Raw genomic sequence first — 14,137 nt, forward strand, 5'->3', positions numbered from 1 at the left:
AATCAACAGACTTCAACGGAGACCAACGTCATGACCGAAAGCACGACCATCCGCTGGGAGCAGGACGACACCGGTGTCGTCACCCTCGTCCTGGACGACCCCAACCAGTCCGCGAACACCATGAACCAGGCGTTCCGCGACTCCCTCGCGGCGATCACCGACCGCCTTCAGGCGGAGCGGGACTCGATCCGCGGCATCATCTTCACCTCCGTGAAGAAGACCTTCTTCGCCGGCGGTGACCTGCGTGACCTGATCCGGGTCACCCCCGAGACCGCGCAGGACCTCTTCGACGGCGGCCTCGCCATCAAGCGCAACCTGCGCCGCATCGAGACCCTCGGCAAGCCGGTCGTCGCCGCGATCAACGGCGCGGCCCTCGGCGGCGGATTCGAACTCGCCCTCGCCTGCCACCACCGGGTCGCCCTCGACACCTCCGGCACCAAGATCGGCTGCCCCGAGGTCACCCTCGGCCTGCTCCCCGGCGGAGGCGGCGTCGTCCGCACCGTGCGGCTGCTGGGCATCGCCGACGCGCTGCTCAAGGTCCTCCTGCAGGGCCAGCAGTACAACGCGCGCCGCGCCCAGGAGAACGGCCTCGTGCACGAGGTCGCCGCCACCTCCGAGGAACTCCTCGCCAAGGCCCGCGCCTTCATCGACGCCAACCCCGAGTCCCAGCAGCCCTGGGACAAGCCCGGCTACCGGATCCCGGGCGGCACGCCCGCCAACCCGAAGTTCGCCGCCAACCTGCCCGCCTTCCCGGCCAACCTGCGCAAGCAGACCGGCGGCGCACCCTACCCGGCCCCGCGCAACATCCTCGCCGCGGCCGTCGAGGGCTCACAGGTCGACTTCGAGACCGCCCAGGTCATCGAGGCCCGCTACTTCGTGGAGCTGGCCGCCGGGCAGACCTCGAAGAACATGATCCAGGCGTTCTTCTTCGACCTCCAGGCCGTCAACTCCGGCGCCAACCGGCCCAAGGGCATCGAACCCCGCCAGGTCCGCAAGGTCGCCGTCCTCGGCGCCGGCATGATGGGCGCCGGCATCGCCTACTCCTGCGCCCGCGCGGGTATCGAGGTCGTCCTCAAGGACGTCTCCGCCGAGGCGGCCGCCAAGGGCAAGGGCTACTCCGAGAAGCTGTGTGCCAAGGCCGTCGCCAAGGGCCGTACCAGCCAGGAGAAGGCGGACGCGCTGCTCGCCCGGATCACGCCCACCGCCGAGGCGGCCGACCTCGCGGGCTGCGACGCGGTGATCGAGGCCGTCTTCGAGGACACCGCGCTCAAGCACAAGGTGTTCCAGGAGATCGAGTCCGTCGTCGCGCCGGACGCGCTGCTGTGCTCCAACACCTCCACCCTGCCGATCACCACCCTCGCCGAGGGAGTGGAGCGCCAGGCCGACTTCATCGGGCTGCACTTCTTCTCGCCGGTCGACAAGATGCCGCTGGTGGAGATCATCAAGGGCGAGCGCACCGGCGACGAGGCCCTCGCCCGGGCCTTCGACCTGGTCCGGCAGATCAACAAGACGCCGATCGTCGTGAACGACTCGCGCGGCTTCTTCACCTCGCGGGTGATCGGCCACTTCATCAACGAGGGCGTCGCCATGGTCGGCGAGGGCATCGAGCCGGCCTCCGTGGAGCAGGCCGCCGCCCAGGCCGGCTACCCGGCCAAGGTGCTCTCCCTCATGGACGAGCTGACCCTGACCCTGCCGCGCAAGATCCGCAACGAGACGAAGCGGGCCGTCGAGGAGGCGGGCGGCACCTGGACCGCGCACCCGGCGGAGGCGGTCATCGACCGCATGGTCGACGAGTTCGGCCGCCCCGGCCGCAGCGGCGGCGCCGGATTCTACGACTACACGCAGGACGGCAAGCGGGCCGGACTCTGGCCGGGCCTGCGTGAGCACTTCACGCGGCCCGGTCACCAGATCCCGTTCCGGGACATGCAGGAGCGGATGCTCTTCGCCGAAGCGCTCGACACCGTGCGGCTCCTGGAGGAGGGTGTCCTGACCTCGGTCGCCGACGCCAACATCGGCTCCGTCTTCGGCATCGGCTTCCCGGGCTGGACCGGCGGTGTGCTGCAGTACATCAACGGCTACGAAGGAGGCCTGCCCGGTTTCGTGGCCCGCGCGCGGGAGCTGGCCGCGGCCTACGGCGAGCGGTTCACCCCGCCCGCGCTGCTCGTGGAGAAGGCCGAGAAGGGGGAGCCGTTCGCCGACTCAGTCCGTTCCTGAGCCGGTGACCCACTCGCTCAGCTCTTCCCGCAGCGAGCGCTGGAACGTCGTCAGCAACGCCTGCACCACCAACGGGTGCATGTGCGCCGACAGGGACTTCACGTCCTGCGCGGCACGCTCGGCCACCTCGTCGCGGAAGAGCTGGGAGAGTTCACGGGCCGCGGCGCGCGAGTGCTCGATGAGCACCTTGCGCGCCGCGAGGATCGCCTCGTGCGACAGCGGCACGTCCAGCAGTTGCACACCGAGCCGGAGGAGCCCCGCGTCGACCCGGAAGGTGCCGTCCTGGGCCTCCGCGACGACGTTCATGGCCGCCAGCCGCCGCACGTCCTCGGCCGACAGGGCCCGCCCGGCCCGCCGTTCCAGCTCCCTCCGTGACACCGTGTCCACCCCGTCCGGCGCCCAGGACGCCACCACCGCGCGGTGAATGGCCAGCTCGTGCGGGGTGAGATCGGCGGGCAGCTGCCGCAGGTACCGCTCGATCGCCGCCAGCGTCATGCCCTGCTGCTGCAACTCCTCGATGAGGGCCAGCCGCGCCACGTGTTCCGGCCCGTACTGTCCCACCCGGCGCGGACCGATCACCGGCGGCGGCAGCAGCCCCCTGCTGCCGTAGAAACGGACGGTACGGACCGTGACGCCCGAGCGGGCGGCCAGCTCGTCGATGGTGAGGGTCGGCCCCCCGGTGGCGGACGTCGCGTCGGTCGTCATGTGCAGCAGTATCGCTGTCTCACCAAGAGTGTGAAACCCGTGGTGAACATCGCGTAGACCCTGAGTGGATCGTGTGAGAAGCGACGCTCTGTGACATGGGCCACCGACTACTGCGGATCTTTCTGGGAAACTGCTGCCTTGGTCTGTGCCGCAGTTCGACAGGGTGGTGCGGGCCGCCCCCTGCACGACCCCCGGGCTCACGAGGCCCGGGCGCACCAGGAAGTGGAACCACCCGTGAGCAAGGACGCCGTGGTATCGGCACCGGCCGCCGCCCCCCAGGTGGCCCAGACGCCCGCGGACGCGGGCGACGCCGGTTACAGCAAGGACCTCAAGGCCCGCCACATCAACATGATCGCCATCGGCGGTGCCATCGGCACCGGCCTCCTGCTGGGAGCCGGCGGCCGACTGCACAACGCCGGCCCGGCGCTCGCTCTGGCCTACCTGGTCTGCGGCGTTTTCGCCTTCTTCGTCGTGCGTGCCCTGGGCGAGCTGGTCCTGTACCGGCCGTCCTCCGGGTCCTTCGTGAGCTACGCGCGCGAGTTCCTCGGCGAGAAGGGCGCCTACGTCGCCGGCTGGATGTACTTCCTGAACTGGTCGACCACGGGCATCGCGGACATCACCGCGATCGCGCTCTACACGCACTACTGGAGCTTCTTCACCTCGATCCCGCAGTGGGTGCTCGCGCTGATCGCCCTCGCGGTGGTCCTGGCCGTGAACCTGATCTCGGTGAAGATCTTCGGCGAGATGGAGTTCTGGTTCGCGATCATCAAGGTCGCCACCATCGTCGGCTTCATGCTGATCAGCATTTTCCTGCTGGCCACCCAGCACAAGGTCGGCGGCCACACCCCCGGCCTCAGCGTGATCAGCGATCACGGCGGATTCTTCCCGCACGGCCTGATGCCGGTCGTCCTGGTCATGCAGGGCGTGATCTTCGCCTACGCCGCCCTCGAGCTGGTCGGCGTGGCCGCCGGCGAGACCGCCGAGCCGGAGAAGGTCGTCCCGCGCGCGGTGAACTCGATCATGTGGCGCGTCGGCCTGTTCTACGTCGGCTCGGTCGTCCTGCTCGCGCTGCTGCTGCCCGGCTCGGTGTACTCCGCCGACCAGAGCCCGTTCGTGACCGTCCTGTCCAAGATCGGTGTCCCGGCGGCCGGTGACGTGATGAACCTCGTCGTGCTGACCGCCGCCATGTCCTCGCTGAACTCCGGCCTGTACTCGACCGGCCGCATCCTGCGTTCCATGGCCATGGCGGGCTCCGCACCCAAGTTCACCGCCAGGATGAGCCGCAGCCAGGTGCCCTACGGCGGCATCCTGCTGACCTGCGCGGTCTGCGTGCTCGGCGTCGCCCTGAACTACTTCGTGCCCAGCCAGGCCTTCGAGATCGTGCTGAACGTCGCTTCCCTCGGCATCATCAGCACCTGGGTGATCATCATGATCTGCCACATGGTCTTTGTCCGGCGCGCCCGTGCGGGCCTGGTGACCCGGCCGCACTTCCAGCTGAAGTTCAGCCCGGTCATCGAGATCGCCACCATCGCCTTCCTGCTGATCTGCCTCGGCATGATGTGGAACGACCCCGACGTCGGCCGCAAGACCATCCTGCTGATCCCGGTGATCGCCGTCATGCTCGTCGCCGGCTGGTTCGGCGTGCGCCGGCGCGTGGCCGAGAACGCCGCCAAGGAGCCGGAGCAGCTGACGAAGTAGCAGCTCGGGGCCACTGTCAGTGGCATCGCCTACGGTGGCGTCATGTCGGGGATCACGTATGTCCGGGGTGACGCCACCGTTCCGTCGGTCAAGGGCGCCAAGGTGATCGCTCATGTCTGCAACGACATCGGCGGCTGGGGCAGGGGCTTCGTCCTCGCGCTCTCACAGCGCTGGTCCGAACCGGAGAAGGCGTACCGCGCCTGGCATCGCGACCGCGCTCACAACGACTTCGGGCTGGGCGCGGTCCAGCTGGTCCCGGTCGGGCCGTCCGTGTGGGTCGCGAACATGATCGGCCAGCGCGGGATCAGGACCGGCAGCAAGGGGGTCCCGGTCCGCTACGAGGCGATCGACACCGCCCTCGCCCGCCTCGCCGACGACGTGACGGAACGCGGCGCGTCCGTGCACATGCCCCGCATAGGCTGTGGCCTGGCGGGCGGCACATGGTCCCGCATGGAGCCGCTGATCACGGAACGGCTGGTGCATCGCGGGATCAGCGTGACGGTGTACGACCACGGGGAGGGCCGGGGATGAGCACACGGACCGGTGAGGCACACGCGCCGCAGACCGATGCCCTGCGGACCGGCAGAACGGACGTCCTGGTGCTCGGCGGCGCCGGTGTGGACACGATCATCCACGTTCCCGAGCTGCCCCTGCCGTACGCCGACAGCTACATGATCGACTCCGGGATCCGCACCCGGGCCGGTCAGACCGGTGACTTCGTCGCGCTGGGCCTCGCCGCCCTCGGTCTGCGCATCCACCACCTCGACCTGCTCGGCGACGACCCCGAGGGCGACCTCGTGCGCGCCCTGCACCGCGAGCACGGCATCGGCCTCACCGCGCTCCCGCAGCCCGCCGGGACCAGACGGGCGGTCAACCTCGTCGGCCCCGACGGCCGCCGGCTGTCCCTGTACGACACGAGCCGCGCCCGCCCCGGCGACCGCTTCCCCGAGGAGACCCTCGGCGCCCTCGCCACGGCCGCCCGGCACGTCCATGTGACCATCACCCAGCCCTGTGCCGAGGCCCTGCCGGTGCTGACCGCGACCGGCGTGCCCCTGTCGACGGATCTGCACGACTGGGACGGCGAGAATCCGTACCACGAGCCGTTCGCGTACGCGGCCGATGTCGTCTTCCTGTCGGCCGCCGCCCTGGCCGACCCCGAGCGGACCATGCGGCGCATCGTCGAGCGGGGCCGGGCCCGGACGGTCGTCGCCACCGCCGGCCCCGACGGCGCGTATCTGCTGGCCGACGGCGAGCTGACCCGGGTGCCCGCCGAGACCCCGCCCGCACCCGTGGTCGACTCCAACGGCGCGGGCGACGCCTTCGCCGCCGCGTTCCTCTACGGCCGCCTCGCCGGAGAGCCGCCCGAGACCTGTGCCCGCTACGGCGCGATCGCCGGGGCGTACGCCTGCACGGTCCCGGCCTCCCGCGCGGACGCGATGGACCGGGACCGGCTGCTCAGGACGGCGGCCGGACCGAGACGCTGACGCGCCCGGGTCAGTTCCCGTGGCCGCCGTGGGCCGCCTCGATCTTCTTCCACGACTTGGGCTGGGCCACCGTCGTGCCGGCCTTGGCCAGGGACACGGCGTGGGCCGCCGACCCGGCCGGCTTCGACGGCTGGAACAGCCAGGTGCCGAACAGCGCGGCGAGCGGCTTGCCGGACACCCGCTCGGCGTACCGCTGGAAGTCGGCCACCGAGGCGTTGCCGTACGCGTGCTCCTTGGGCCAGCCCTTGAGGATGCGGAAGAACGCGTCGTCGCCGACCCGGTCGCGCAGCGCCTGGATGGCGACGGCACCCCGGTCGTAGACGGCGTCGTCGAACTGGTGGTCAGGGCCCGGGTCACCGGGCTTGACCGTCCAGAAGGCGTCGTCGGCCGGGTGCGAGGCGTACACGTAGTCGGCGAGCTGCTGCGTGGTGCCCTCGCCCTCGTGCTCCGACCACAGCCACTGCGCGTACGTCGCGAAGCCCTCGTTGAGCCAGATGTCCTTCCAGCCCTTCAGCGACACGTCGTCGCCGTACCACTGGTGGGCCAGTTCGTGCACGACCACCGAGGGGTTGGCGCCCTTCGCGAACTGCTTCGGGCTGTAGTAGACACGGGTCTGGGTCTCCAGCGCGTACCCGGTGGTGGTGTTCGGAACGTACCCGCCGGCCGAGCTGAACGGATACGGCCCGAAGTAGTTGCTGAGCCAGTCGACGATCTCCCCGGTGCGCTCCACGCTGGCCCGCGCGGCTCCGTCGTTGTCGCCGAGGTCCTTGCTGTAGGCGTTGACGACAGGCACCCCGCCGTCGGAGGTGCCGGTGGTGATGTCGAACTTGCCGATCGCCAGCGTGGCCAGATAGGTGGCCTGCGGCTTGTTCTGCCGCCAGCTGTAGCGGGTCCAGCCCAGCCGCGAACTGGTCGACTGCAGCGTGCCGTTGGAAATGGCCTGGGTGCCGTCGGGCACCGCCACCGACACGTCGTAGGTGGCCTTGTCGCTCGGGTGGTCGTTGCTCGGGAACCACCACCAGGCGGCCTCGGGCTCGTCGGCGGCCACCGCGCCGTCCGGGGTGCGGTGCCAGGTGTTGAAGCCGTACGCGGTCTTCGTCGACGGCACCCCGCTGTAGCGGACGACCACCGTGATCGGCGTGCCCTTGGCCAGCGGTGTCTTGGGCGTGATGACCAGCTCGTGCTGCTGGGAGTGCGAGAAGGCCGCCTTCGCGCCGTTGACCCGCACCTCGCTCACGTCCAGCAGGAAGTCCAGGTCGAAGCTGGACAGGTCCTGGGTGGTCCGCGCCAGGATCGTCGCCGTGCCCTGCAGCTCGTCCGTCCTGGGCTGGTACCGCAGCCTCAGGTCGTAGTGCGAGACGTCATAGCCGCCGTTGCCGTAGTACGGGTAGTAGGGGTCGCCGATGCCCGGTGCGCCGGGGGTGTAGCTCGCGGCCGATGCCGGGATCGCCAGCAGGAGGGAGGCCGCCGCGAGTGCGCCCGGCGCGATGATTCTGCGGTGCACGTCAGCTCCAAGTCGTCGGGAGTGCAAGTGCGTTCGATGGATCACTGCGGAGCCTATTCATTCCCTGTGACCCCCTGCCTGTCCACAGCACCCGCTGTCACACGATCGCCATTCAGCCGTCATCCGTCACCCGGGGTCTCGTGGAGCCCTCTTCTGCCGGGGAGTTGACCGGAGTACCGTCCGCGCATGCCGAAACGCACGCGCTTCACGATCTGGAGACCGCTCGCGAGCGCGGTCGTCGTCATCCTGACGGCCGCCTTCCTCACCCCGGTCGCCGCACAGGCCGCCGACCGCGCGGGCCGAACACCCCGCGAGAGCCGACCCGTGTACTCCTACGCCCACGCCATCCGCGAGTCCGTCTGGGTGGACACGGGCTTCGACGGGGACCGGGACGGGAAGCCCGACCGGGTAGCCGCCGACATCGTCCGGCCCGCCGAACCCGCCCGGCAGGGCCACCGGGTGCCTGTCATCATGGACGCGAGCCCCTACTTCTCCTGCTGCGGACGCGGCAACGAGAGCCAGGTCAAGACCTACGACGCCCAAGGCCACGTCGTCCAGATGCCGTTGTTCTACGACAACTACTTCGTGCCCCGCGGCTACGCCTTCGTCGGTGTCGACCTCGCCGGCACCAACCGCTCCGACGGCTGTGTCGACGTCGGCGGCCGCTCCGACATCCAGTCCGCCAAGGCGGTCGTCGACTGGCTGAACGGCCGTGCCACGGCGTACACCAGCCGTACCGGGACGAAGACCGTCAAGGCCACCTGGACCAACGGCGCAACGGGCATGATCGGCAAGAGCTGGGACGCCACGATCGCCAACGGTGTCGCCGCCACCGGCGTCAAGGGCCTGAGGACCATCGTCCCGATCAGCGGCATCTCCTCCTGGTACGACTACTACTTCGCCCAGGGAGCCCCGCTGTACGACGGCGGCCCCGCCGACCTCGCGGGCGATGTCGAGAGCGACGCGGCCAAGCCGCACTGCGCGGCCGTGCAGAAGAAGCTCACCGACGGGAGCCCGCGCAGCGGCGACTGGACCTCCCTGTGGACCGAGCGGGACTACGTCAAGGACGCCGCCAAGGTGCGCGCGAGCGTGTTCCTGGTCCACGGGATGCAGGACCTCAACGTCCGCACCAAGCACTTCGGCCAGTGGTGGGACGCCCTCGCCCAGCACGGCGTCGAGCGCAAGATCTGGCTCTCCCAGACCGGGCACGTCGACCCCTTCGACTACCGGCGCGGCGCCTGGGTGGACACCCTGCACCGCTGGTTCGACCACGAACTCCTCGGCTACGACAACGGCATCGACCGCGAGCCGATGGCCGACATCGAGCGCCACCCCGACCAGTGGGTCACCTCCCGCGTCTGGCCCCCGCAGACCACCCGCGCCACCGCCCTGCACCCGGCCCCCGGCACCCGGGCCGGCGTCGGCACGCTCGGCCTGCGCCGGGCCGGCGGCACCGCGGCCTTCACCGACGACCCGAAGCTGAGCGAGACCGACTGGGCGGCCCACCTCACCACGCCGACACCCGAGAAGTCCGGCTTCCTCACCGCACCGCTCACCCACGACCTACGGCTGTCCGGCTCGTCCACGGTCACGGTGACGGCGACCCCGACCACCGCCTCGGCCCACCTGTCAGCGGTTCTGGTCGACGTCGGCCCGGACACCATCCGCGACTACGCCGACGCGGCCGAGGGCATCACCACACTGACGAACCGCACCTGCTGGGGTGAGAGCACGGCCGGGGACAGCGCCTGCTTCAAGGCGACCAAGGCCAGGACGACCAAGGTCGACTACACCGTGTTCAGCCGCGGCTGGGCCGACCTCGGCCACTACGCCTCGCTCGGCAAGGGCGTCCCGCTCACCCCGGGCAGGGCCTACACGATGACCCTCGACCTGGCCGCCACCGACCACGTTGTCCCCCAGGGACACCGCCTGGCCCTGATCATCGCGGGCACCGACAAGGACCTCATCGACCCGCCGTCCACCAAGCCCACCCTGACCGTCGACCTGTCCGCCACGACGGCCCGCCTCCCGCTGGTCGGCGGCCCGGCGGCCTTCGCCCGCGCCACGTCCGGCGGCGCGGTCACGCAGCCCACCCCGGGCATCCTGATGGGCGTCCGCACCCCGGCCGCCGTCCGGCACCTCCCGGCGAGCTGACGGCGCAGGCGGCCGGGAGCACAGGGCGTCCCGCTCAGACTCCGGCAGAGGCCAGCCCGGCCGCCTCCCGCGCACACCCCCAGGCCACCGTCACCCCGGCACCGCCGTGCCCGTAGTTGTGCACCAGTGCGCGACCGTCCGGCAGAAGTTCCCGTTCGAGCCGTACGGCGCTGCGGGCCGGCCGCAGCCCCACCCGGTGCGCCAGGATCCGGGCACCGGCGACCTCCGGGCGGATCTCCGCGCAGCGGGCGACGATCGCCGTGGCGGTGGCCGGGACCGGCTCCAGGGACCAGTCGCCTTCCTCCGCCGTACCGCCCAACAGCAGGCCGTACGGCTGCGGGATGAAGTACGTCGAGGCCGCGCAGGAGTGGTCGACGGAGGTGAACCACGTCGTGATCCCCGGGTTCTCCACCACGACCAGCTGCCCGCGCACCGGATGCAGCTGCGGGTCCGGTACCAGCGAACGGGCTCCGAGGCCCGCGCAGTTGACGACGACACGGGCGGGCACCGCGGCCAGATCGGTGACCTCGCGGATCTCCACCTCCCCGCCGGCCTTCGCCAACCGCTCCCGCAGCCAGGCCAGATGCGTCGGCATGTCGATCACCGGCAGCCGCGCCGCCACGCCGTCGGCGGTCTCCCGCAGCCCCGGCACCCGGCCCGCCCAGTCGCCCAGCTCGTCCAGCCGGGTCCCCCGGTGTACGCCGTCGACCAGGCGTACACCCGTCTCCTGCGGCCGTCGCGCCTGCTCCTCGTACACGGCGAGGGACTCCAGCGCCCAGGCGCCGACCAGCAGCTCGGGTGCGATGCGGTACGGCCACCACAGGCCGCCGGCGACCGCCGAGGTCGTACGCTCGGCGGGCTCCCGCGCCCACACCCGCACCCGCCGCCCGGACTCGGCCAGCAGCACGGCCGTCGTCAGCCCGGCGGCCCCGCCTCCGACCACGATCACTTCGTCATTCGGCTCGCTGTCCACGCCTGGACGATAAGCCCTGTCCGAGCGAACCTGTCATGCTGCGCTCACAACCGCTCCGGTGTGGGGATACTCACAACATGTCTGCCGCATACGCGACCTTCGGCCTGGCACCGGCGACCCGCGCCGGCGCCGTCCTCGCCGACGGCGGGTACCAGGTCCACCGCGACTTCGTGGACTTCGTCGTGGACGGCCGTCCGCTGCTGTTCCAGCTGTCCGACCTGGACGCGGTCTCCCCGCTCGCCTCGGACGTCCCGCCCGCCATCTTCACCGAACAGGTACGCGCGCTGCTGCTGGAGGCCGAGCCGCCGCTCCCGGACGGCCGGTTCGTCCTCTACGGCTGTCCCGAGTGCGAGGACCTGGCCTGTGGTGCGGTCACCGCCGTCATCGAGCGCGACGGCGAGGACTACGTCTGGCGGGACTTCGTCTGGCAGACGGACGAGCACGCCGATCCGGAGCGCAACGGCTATCCCGGCATAGGGCCGTTCCGCTTCCACGGCCCCGGCTACCGCGCCGCCCTGACCGCCCTGCGCGACGGCTGCGGCGCGCCCCGCCGCCGGGTGCTGCTGATCGGCGCCCGGGTCGCCGTCCTCGCCCGGCTGGCCGCGGCGCTGCGCACCATCGGCATCGGCACCGACATCACCCAGGACGCGAGCGCGGTCCCCGCCGAGGAACTGCGCGGCTACGGCGCGGTCGCCTTCGGCCGGGCGGTGGGCGAGGCCGAACGGGCCGCCGTCCTGGCCGCGTTCGAGCGCGCCGGGGTGGAGATCGCGGTGGTGGACGGCCTCGCCCCGATCGTGCCGCTGCTCGTCGCCCAGATCGAGCAGGCACTGGACCACGGCCCGCGCCCGCGGCGCCTGCTGACCGCGCTGGCCGCCGCCGGCGACGCCGCGGACGTCGAGGTGAGCGCGCCGTGCCGGGTGCGGATCACCGCGTACCGTCTCGACCGGCTCCGCCGCACCCATGGCCACGAGGTGTTCGACGGCACCCTAGAACCCGGCCGGCACCGCGTCGCCCTGGTCCCACGGGCGGTCAAGGGGGAGGCGTACCTCGTCGCCCGGACGGCGTCGGGCGTGCTCGCGGCACCGGTGACCGGCGGGAAACGGAGCTGAGCGCGGGGCGGCGGGCCCATTAGGATCGACGTCCTGATGACTGCCACCCTCGTCGCCAAGAACCTCGCCGCCGGGCACGGCGACCGCTCCCTCTTCTCCGGGCTCGACCTCGTCGTCGCGCCCGGCGATGTGATCGGGCTGGTCGGTGCCAACGGCGCGGGCAAGTCCACGCTGCTGAAGATGCTCGCCGGGCTCGTCGCGCCCGAGCAGGGCGAGCTGCGGCTGTCCCCGCCCGCCGCGACCGTCGGCCATCTGCCGCAGGAGCCGGAGCGCAGGCCGGGCGAGACCGTGCGCGCGTTCCTGGCCCGCCGCACCGGCGTCGCCGAGGCCCAGCGCGTCATGGACGAGGCCACCCAGGCCCTGGTCGACGGCGCGCCCGGTGCCGACGACGCCTACGCGCTGAGCCTCGATCGCTGGCTGAACCTGGGCGGCGCGGACCTGGAGGAACGCGCGGAGGAGGTCGCCGACTCCCTCGGCCTTGCGGTCGGCCTCGACCAGCCGATGACCTCCCTCTCCGGCGGCCAGGCGGCCCGGGCCGGCCTCGCCTCGCTCCTGCTGTCCCGTTACGACGTCTTCCTCCTCGACGAGCCCACCAACGACCTCGACCTCGACGGCCTGGAGCGGCTGGAGCGCTTCGTCACCGGCCTGCGCGCGGGCACGGTCGTCGTCAGCCACGACCGCGAGTTCCTCACCCGCACGGTCACCAAGGTCCTCGAACTCGACCTCGCCCAGCGGCAGATCAACCTCTACGGCGGCGGCTACGAGGCCTACCTGGAGGAGCGCGAGGTGGCCCGCCGGCACGCCCGCGAGGAGTACGACGAGTTCGAGGGGAAGAAGAACGCCCTGGAGGAACGCGGGCGGATGCAGCGGTCCTGGATGGACAAGGGCGTCAAGAACGCCCGGCGCAAGGCCGGCAACGACAACGACAAGATCGGCCGCAAGTTCCGCAGCGAGGCCAGCGAGAAGCAGGCCGCCAAGGCCCGGCAGACCCAGCGCATGATCGAGCGGCTGGACGTGGTCGAGGAGCCGCGCAAGGAGTGGGAGCTGCGGATGGAGATCGCCTCCGCACCACGCTCCGGCGCCGTCGTGGCGGCCCTGCGGGACGCCGAGGTCCGGCGCGGCGGTTTCACCTTCGGCCCGGTCTCCCTGCAGATCGACTGGGCGGACCGGGTCGCGATCACCGGGGCCAACGGCGCCGGCAAGTCCACCCTGCTCGGCGCGCTGCTCGGCCGTGTCCCGCTCGACGCGGGCCACGCCGCCCTGGGCTCCGGCGTCCTGGTCGGCGAGGTCGACCAGGCCCGCGGTCTGTTCCACGGCTCCGAGACACTCCTCGACGCCTTCTGCGCGGCCGTCCCCGACACCGAGCCGGTCGAAGTGCGCACGCTGCTCGCCAAGTTCGGCCTGAAGTCCGAGCACGTGCTGCGCCCGGCCGCGACCCTCTCCCCGGGTGAACGCACCCGCGCCGCCCTCGCCCTGCTCCAGGGCCGGGGCGTCAACCTGCTGGTCCTGGACGAGCCGACGAACCATCTCGACCTGCCCGCCATCGAGCAACTGGAGTCGGCCCTCGACACCTACACCGGCACCCTCCTGCTGGTCACCCACGACCGCCGCATGCTGGACGCGGTGCGGGTGGGCCGGCGCCTGGAGGTGGCGGACGGGAAGGTGACGGAGCGGTAGCGCACCGCGGGGCCCGCGGTGCGCCATCGGGCCTGCGGGGCTCTACGAGCAGCGCGCCGCGGCTTCTTTCGCCGCCTCTTCGACCCGGCCGGCGTGCCCGGGATCGTACGGTGCGACATGGACGCCGTCCGGCCGCAGGCCCACCGTGCCGTCGATCAGTTCGCGCACGATGTCCGCGTGTCCGGCGTGCCGGTGGGTCTCGGCGATCATGTGGGTGAGCACCCGGTGCAGTGTGATCTCGCGTGGTGCGCCCGGCACCCGGCCGACCGCGTCCAGGGAGAGCACGGCGATCGTGTCGTCGGCGTGGGCCCACGCCCGGCGGTATCCGGAGACGATGTCCTCGCGTGACTCGTCGGCCCGCGCCCACAGGTCGCTGTCGGGCGCGGCGTCCCCGGTGAACCACAGCGGGGTGCCCGCGAAGGGCCGTCCGAAAGCCGCCCCCAGGTACAGGGCCTCGGCACCGGTCAGATGCTTGACCAGGCCGAGCAGATTGGTGCCCGTCGGGGTCAGCGGGCGGCGGACGTCGTACTCGGACAGGCCCTCGAGCTTCCACAGCAGTACGTCGCGGGCGTCCTGGAGGTAGACCCGCAGGTCGTCCTTGGCATCGGTCATGAGGGCA

11 protein-coding genes are annotated in these 14,137 nt (G+C 71.5%); 7 read left to right on the forward strand and 4 right to left on the reverse strand.

Features of this window, described 5'->3' with window-relative positions:
• Nucleotides 1–30: 30 nt before the first annotated feature.
• A complete protein-coding gene (locus GQF42_RS37480; RefSeq protein WP_158927404.1) occupies nt 31–2,214 on the forward strand; it encodes a 3-hydroxyacyl-CoA dehydrogenase NAD-binding domain-containing protein in 2,184 nt (727 codons plus the stop codon).
• Here GQF42_RS37480 and GQF42_RS37485 read toward each other — a convergent pair.
• Complete coding sequence (locus tag GQF42_RS37485) at nt 2,200–2,919, reverse strand: MerR family transcriptional regulator (RefSeq protein WP_158927406.1); 720 nt, start codon at nt 2,917–2,919, stop codon at nt 2,200–2,202. The two genes, GQF42_RS37480 and GQF42_RS37485, sit on opposite strands and share 15 nt — an antisense overlap.
• Nucleotides 2,920–3,153: 234 nt before the next feature.
• Between GQF42_RS37485 and GQF42_RS37490 the strand changes: the two genes are divergently transcribed.
• Genes GQF42_RS37490 through GQF42_RS37500 form a run of 3 tightly spaced genes read left to right on the forward strand, consistent with a single transcriptional unit; the run spans nt 3,154 to nt 6,101 of the window.
• The gene (locus GQF42_RS37490) at nt 3,154–4,617 is read left to right on the forward strand and encodes an amino acid permease (RefSeq protein ID WP_158927408.1); all 1,464 of its coding nucleotides are present in this window, start codon (nt 3,154–3,156) and stop codon (nt 4,615–4,617) included.
• Between the two features lie 42 nt (nt 4,618–4,659).
• Nucleotides 4,660–5,148 (forward strand): macro domain-containing protein, encoded by a 489-nt coding sequence (locus GQF42_RS37495; protein ID WP_158927410.1) that lies wholly within the window; start codon nt 4,660–4,662, stop codon nt 5,146–5,148.
• Nucleotides 5,145–6,101, forward strand: coding sequence for an adenosine kinase (locus GQF42_RS37500; protein WP_158927411.1), 957 nt, complete (start codon nt 5,145–5,147; stop codon nt 6,099–6,101). Before GQF42_RS37495 ends, GQF42_RS37500 begins: the two co-directional genes overlap by 4 nt.
• A 10-nt stretch (nt 6,102–6,111) precedes the next feature.
• Here GQF42_RS37500 and GQF42_RS37505 read toward each other — a convergent pair whose 3' ends face one another.
• Nucleotides 6,112–7,605, reverse strand: coding sequence for a M1 family metallopeptidase (locus GQF42_RS37505; protein ID WP_158927412.1), 1,494 nt, complete (start codon nt 7,603–7,605; stop codon nt 6,112–6,114).
• A gap of 186 nt (nt 7,606–7,791) precedes the next feature.
• Between GQF42_RS37505 and GQF42_RS37510 the strand changes: the two genes are divergently transcribed.
• Nucleotides 7,792–9,759: a Xaa-Pro dipeptidyl-peptidase gene (locus GQF42_RS37510; protein ID WP_158927413.1), complete on the forward strand. Its 1,968-nt coding sequence runs from the start codon at nt 7,792–7,794 to the stop codon at nt 9,757–9,759.
• A 34-nt stretch (nt 9,760–9,793) separates the two neighbouring features.
• On the opposite strand, the gene GQF42_RS37515 is transcribed toward GQF42_RS37510, so the two are convergent.
• Entirely contained in the window at nt 9,794–10,708 is a 915-nt protein-coding gene (locus GQF42_RS37515) for an FAD-dependent oxidoreductase (protein WP_158931050.1), read from the reverse strand.
• Nucleotides 10,709–10,809: 101 nt separating this feature from the next.
• Here GQF42_RS37515 and GQF42_RS37520 point away from each other — a divergent pair, with 101 nt between their 5' ends.
• On the forward strand, nt 10,810–11,841 hold the full coding sequence (locus GQF42_RS37520; RefSeq protein ID WP_158927414.1) for an oxidoreductase: 1,032 nt from the start codon (nt 10,810–10,812) through the stop codon (nt 11,839–11,841).
• A gap of 36 nt (nt 11,842–11,877) precedes the next feature.
• Nucleotides 11,878–13,518 carry an ABC-F family ATP-binding cassette domain-containing protein gene (locus tag GQF42_RS37525; RefSeq protein WP_158927415.1) on the forward strand — a complete coding sequence of 547 codons (1,641 nt, stop codon included), beginning with the start codon at nt 11,878–11,880 and terminating at the stop codon, nt 13,516–13,518.
• Between the two features lie 42 nt (nt 13,519–13,560).
• Here GQF42_RS37525 and GQF42_RS37530 read toward each other — a convergent pair whose 3' ends face one another.
• Complete coding sequence (locus GQF42_RS37530; protein ID WP_158927417.1) at nt 13,561–14,130, reverse strand: DinB family protein; 570 nt, start codon at nt 14,128–14,130, stop codon at nt 13,561–13,563.
• Nucleotides 14,131–14,137 lie beyond the last annotated feature (7 nt).

Origin of the sequence: Streptomyces broussonetiae, assembly GCF_009796285.1 — a bacterium.
GTDB classification, from domain to species: domain Bacteria; phylum Actinomycetota; class Actinomycetes; order Streptomycetales; family Streptomycetaceae; genus Streptomyces; species Streptomyces broussonetiae.

Bases quoted from the DNA above. Each gene is read 5' to 3' on its own strand.
- GQF42_RS37530 (WP_158927417.1), bottom strand. From the start codon at position 14,130: ATGACCGATGCCAAGGACGACCTGCGGGTCTACCTCCAGGACGCCCGC.
- GQF42_RS37480 (WP_158927404.1), top strand. From the start codon at position 31: ATGACCGAAAGCACGACCATCCGCTGGGAGCAGGACGACACCGGTGTC.
- GQF42_RS37500 (WP_158927411.1), top strand. From the start codon at position 5,145: ATGAGCACACGGACCGGTGAGGCACACGCGCCGCAGACCGATGCCCTG.
- GQF42_RS37510 (WP_158927413.1), top strand. From the start codon at position 7,792: ATGCCGAAACGCACGCGCTTCACGATCTGGAGACCGCTCGCGAGCGCG.
- GQF42_RS37485 (WP_158927406.1), bottom strand. From the start codon at position 2,919: ATGACGACCGACGCGACGTCCGCCACCGGGGGGCCGACCCTCACCATC.
- GQF42_RS37525 (WP_158927415.1), top strand. From the start codon at position 11,878: ATGACTGCCACCCTCGTCGCCAAGAACCTCGCCGCCGGGCACGGCGAC.
- GQF42_RS37520 (WP_158927414.1), top strand. From the start codon at position 10,810: ATGTCTGCCGCATACGCGACCTTCGGCCTGGCACCGGCGACCCGCGCC.
- GQF42_RS37495 (WP_158927410.1), top strand. From the start codon at position 4,660: ATGTCGGGGATCACGTATGTCCGGGGTGACGCCACCGTTCCGTCGGTC.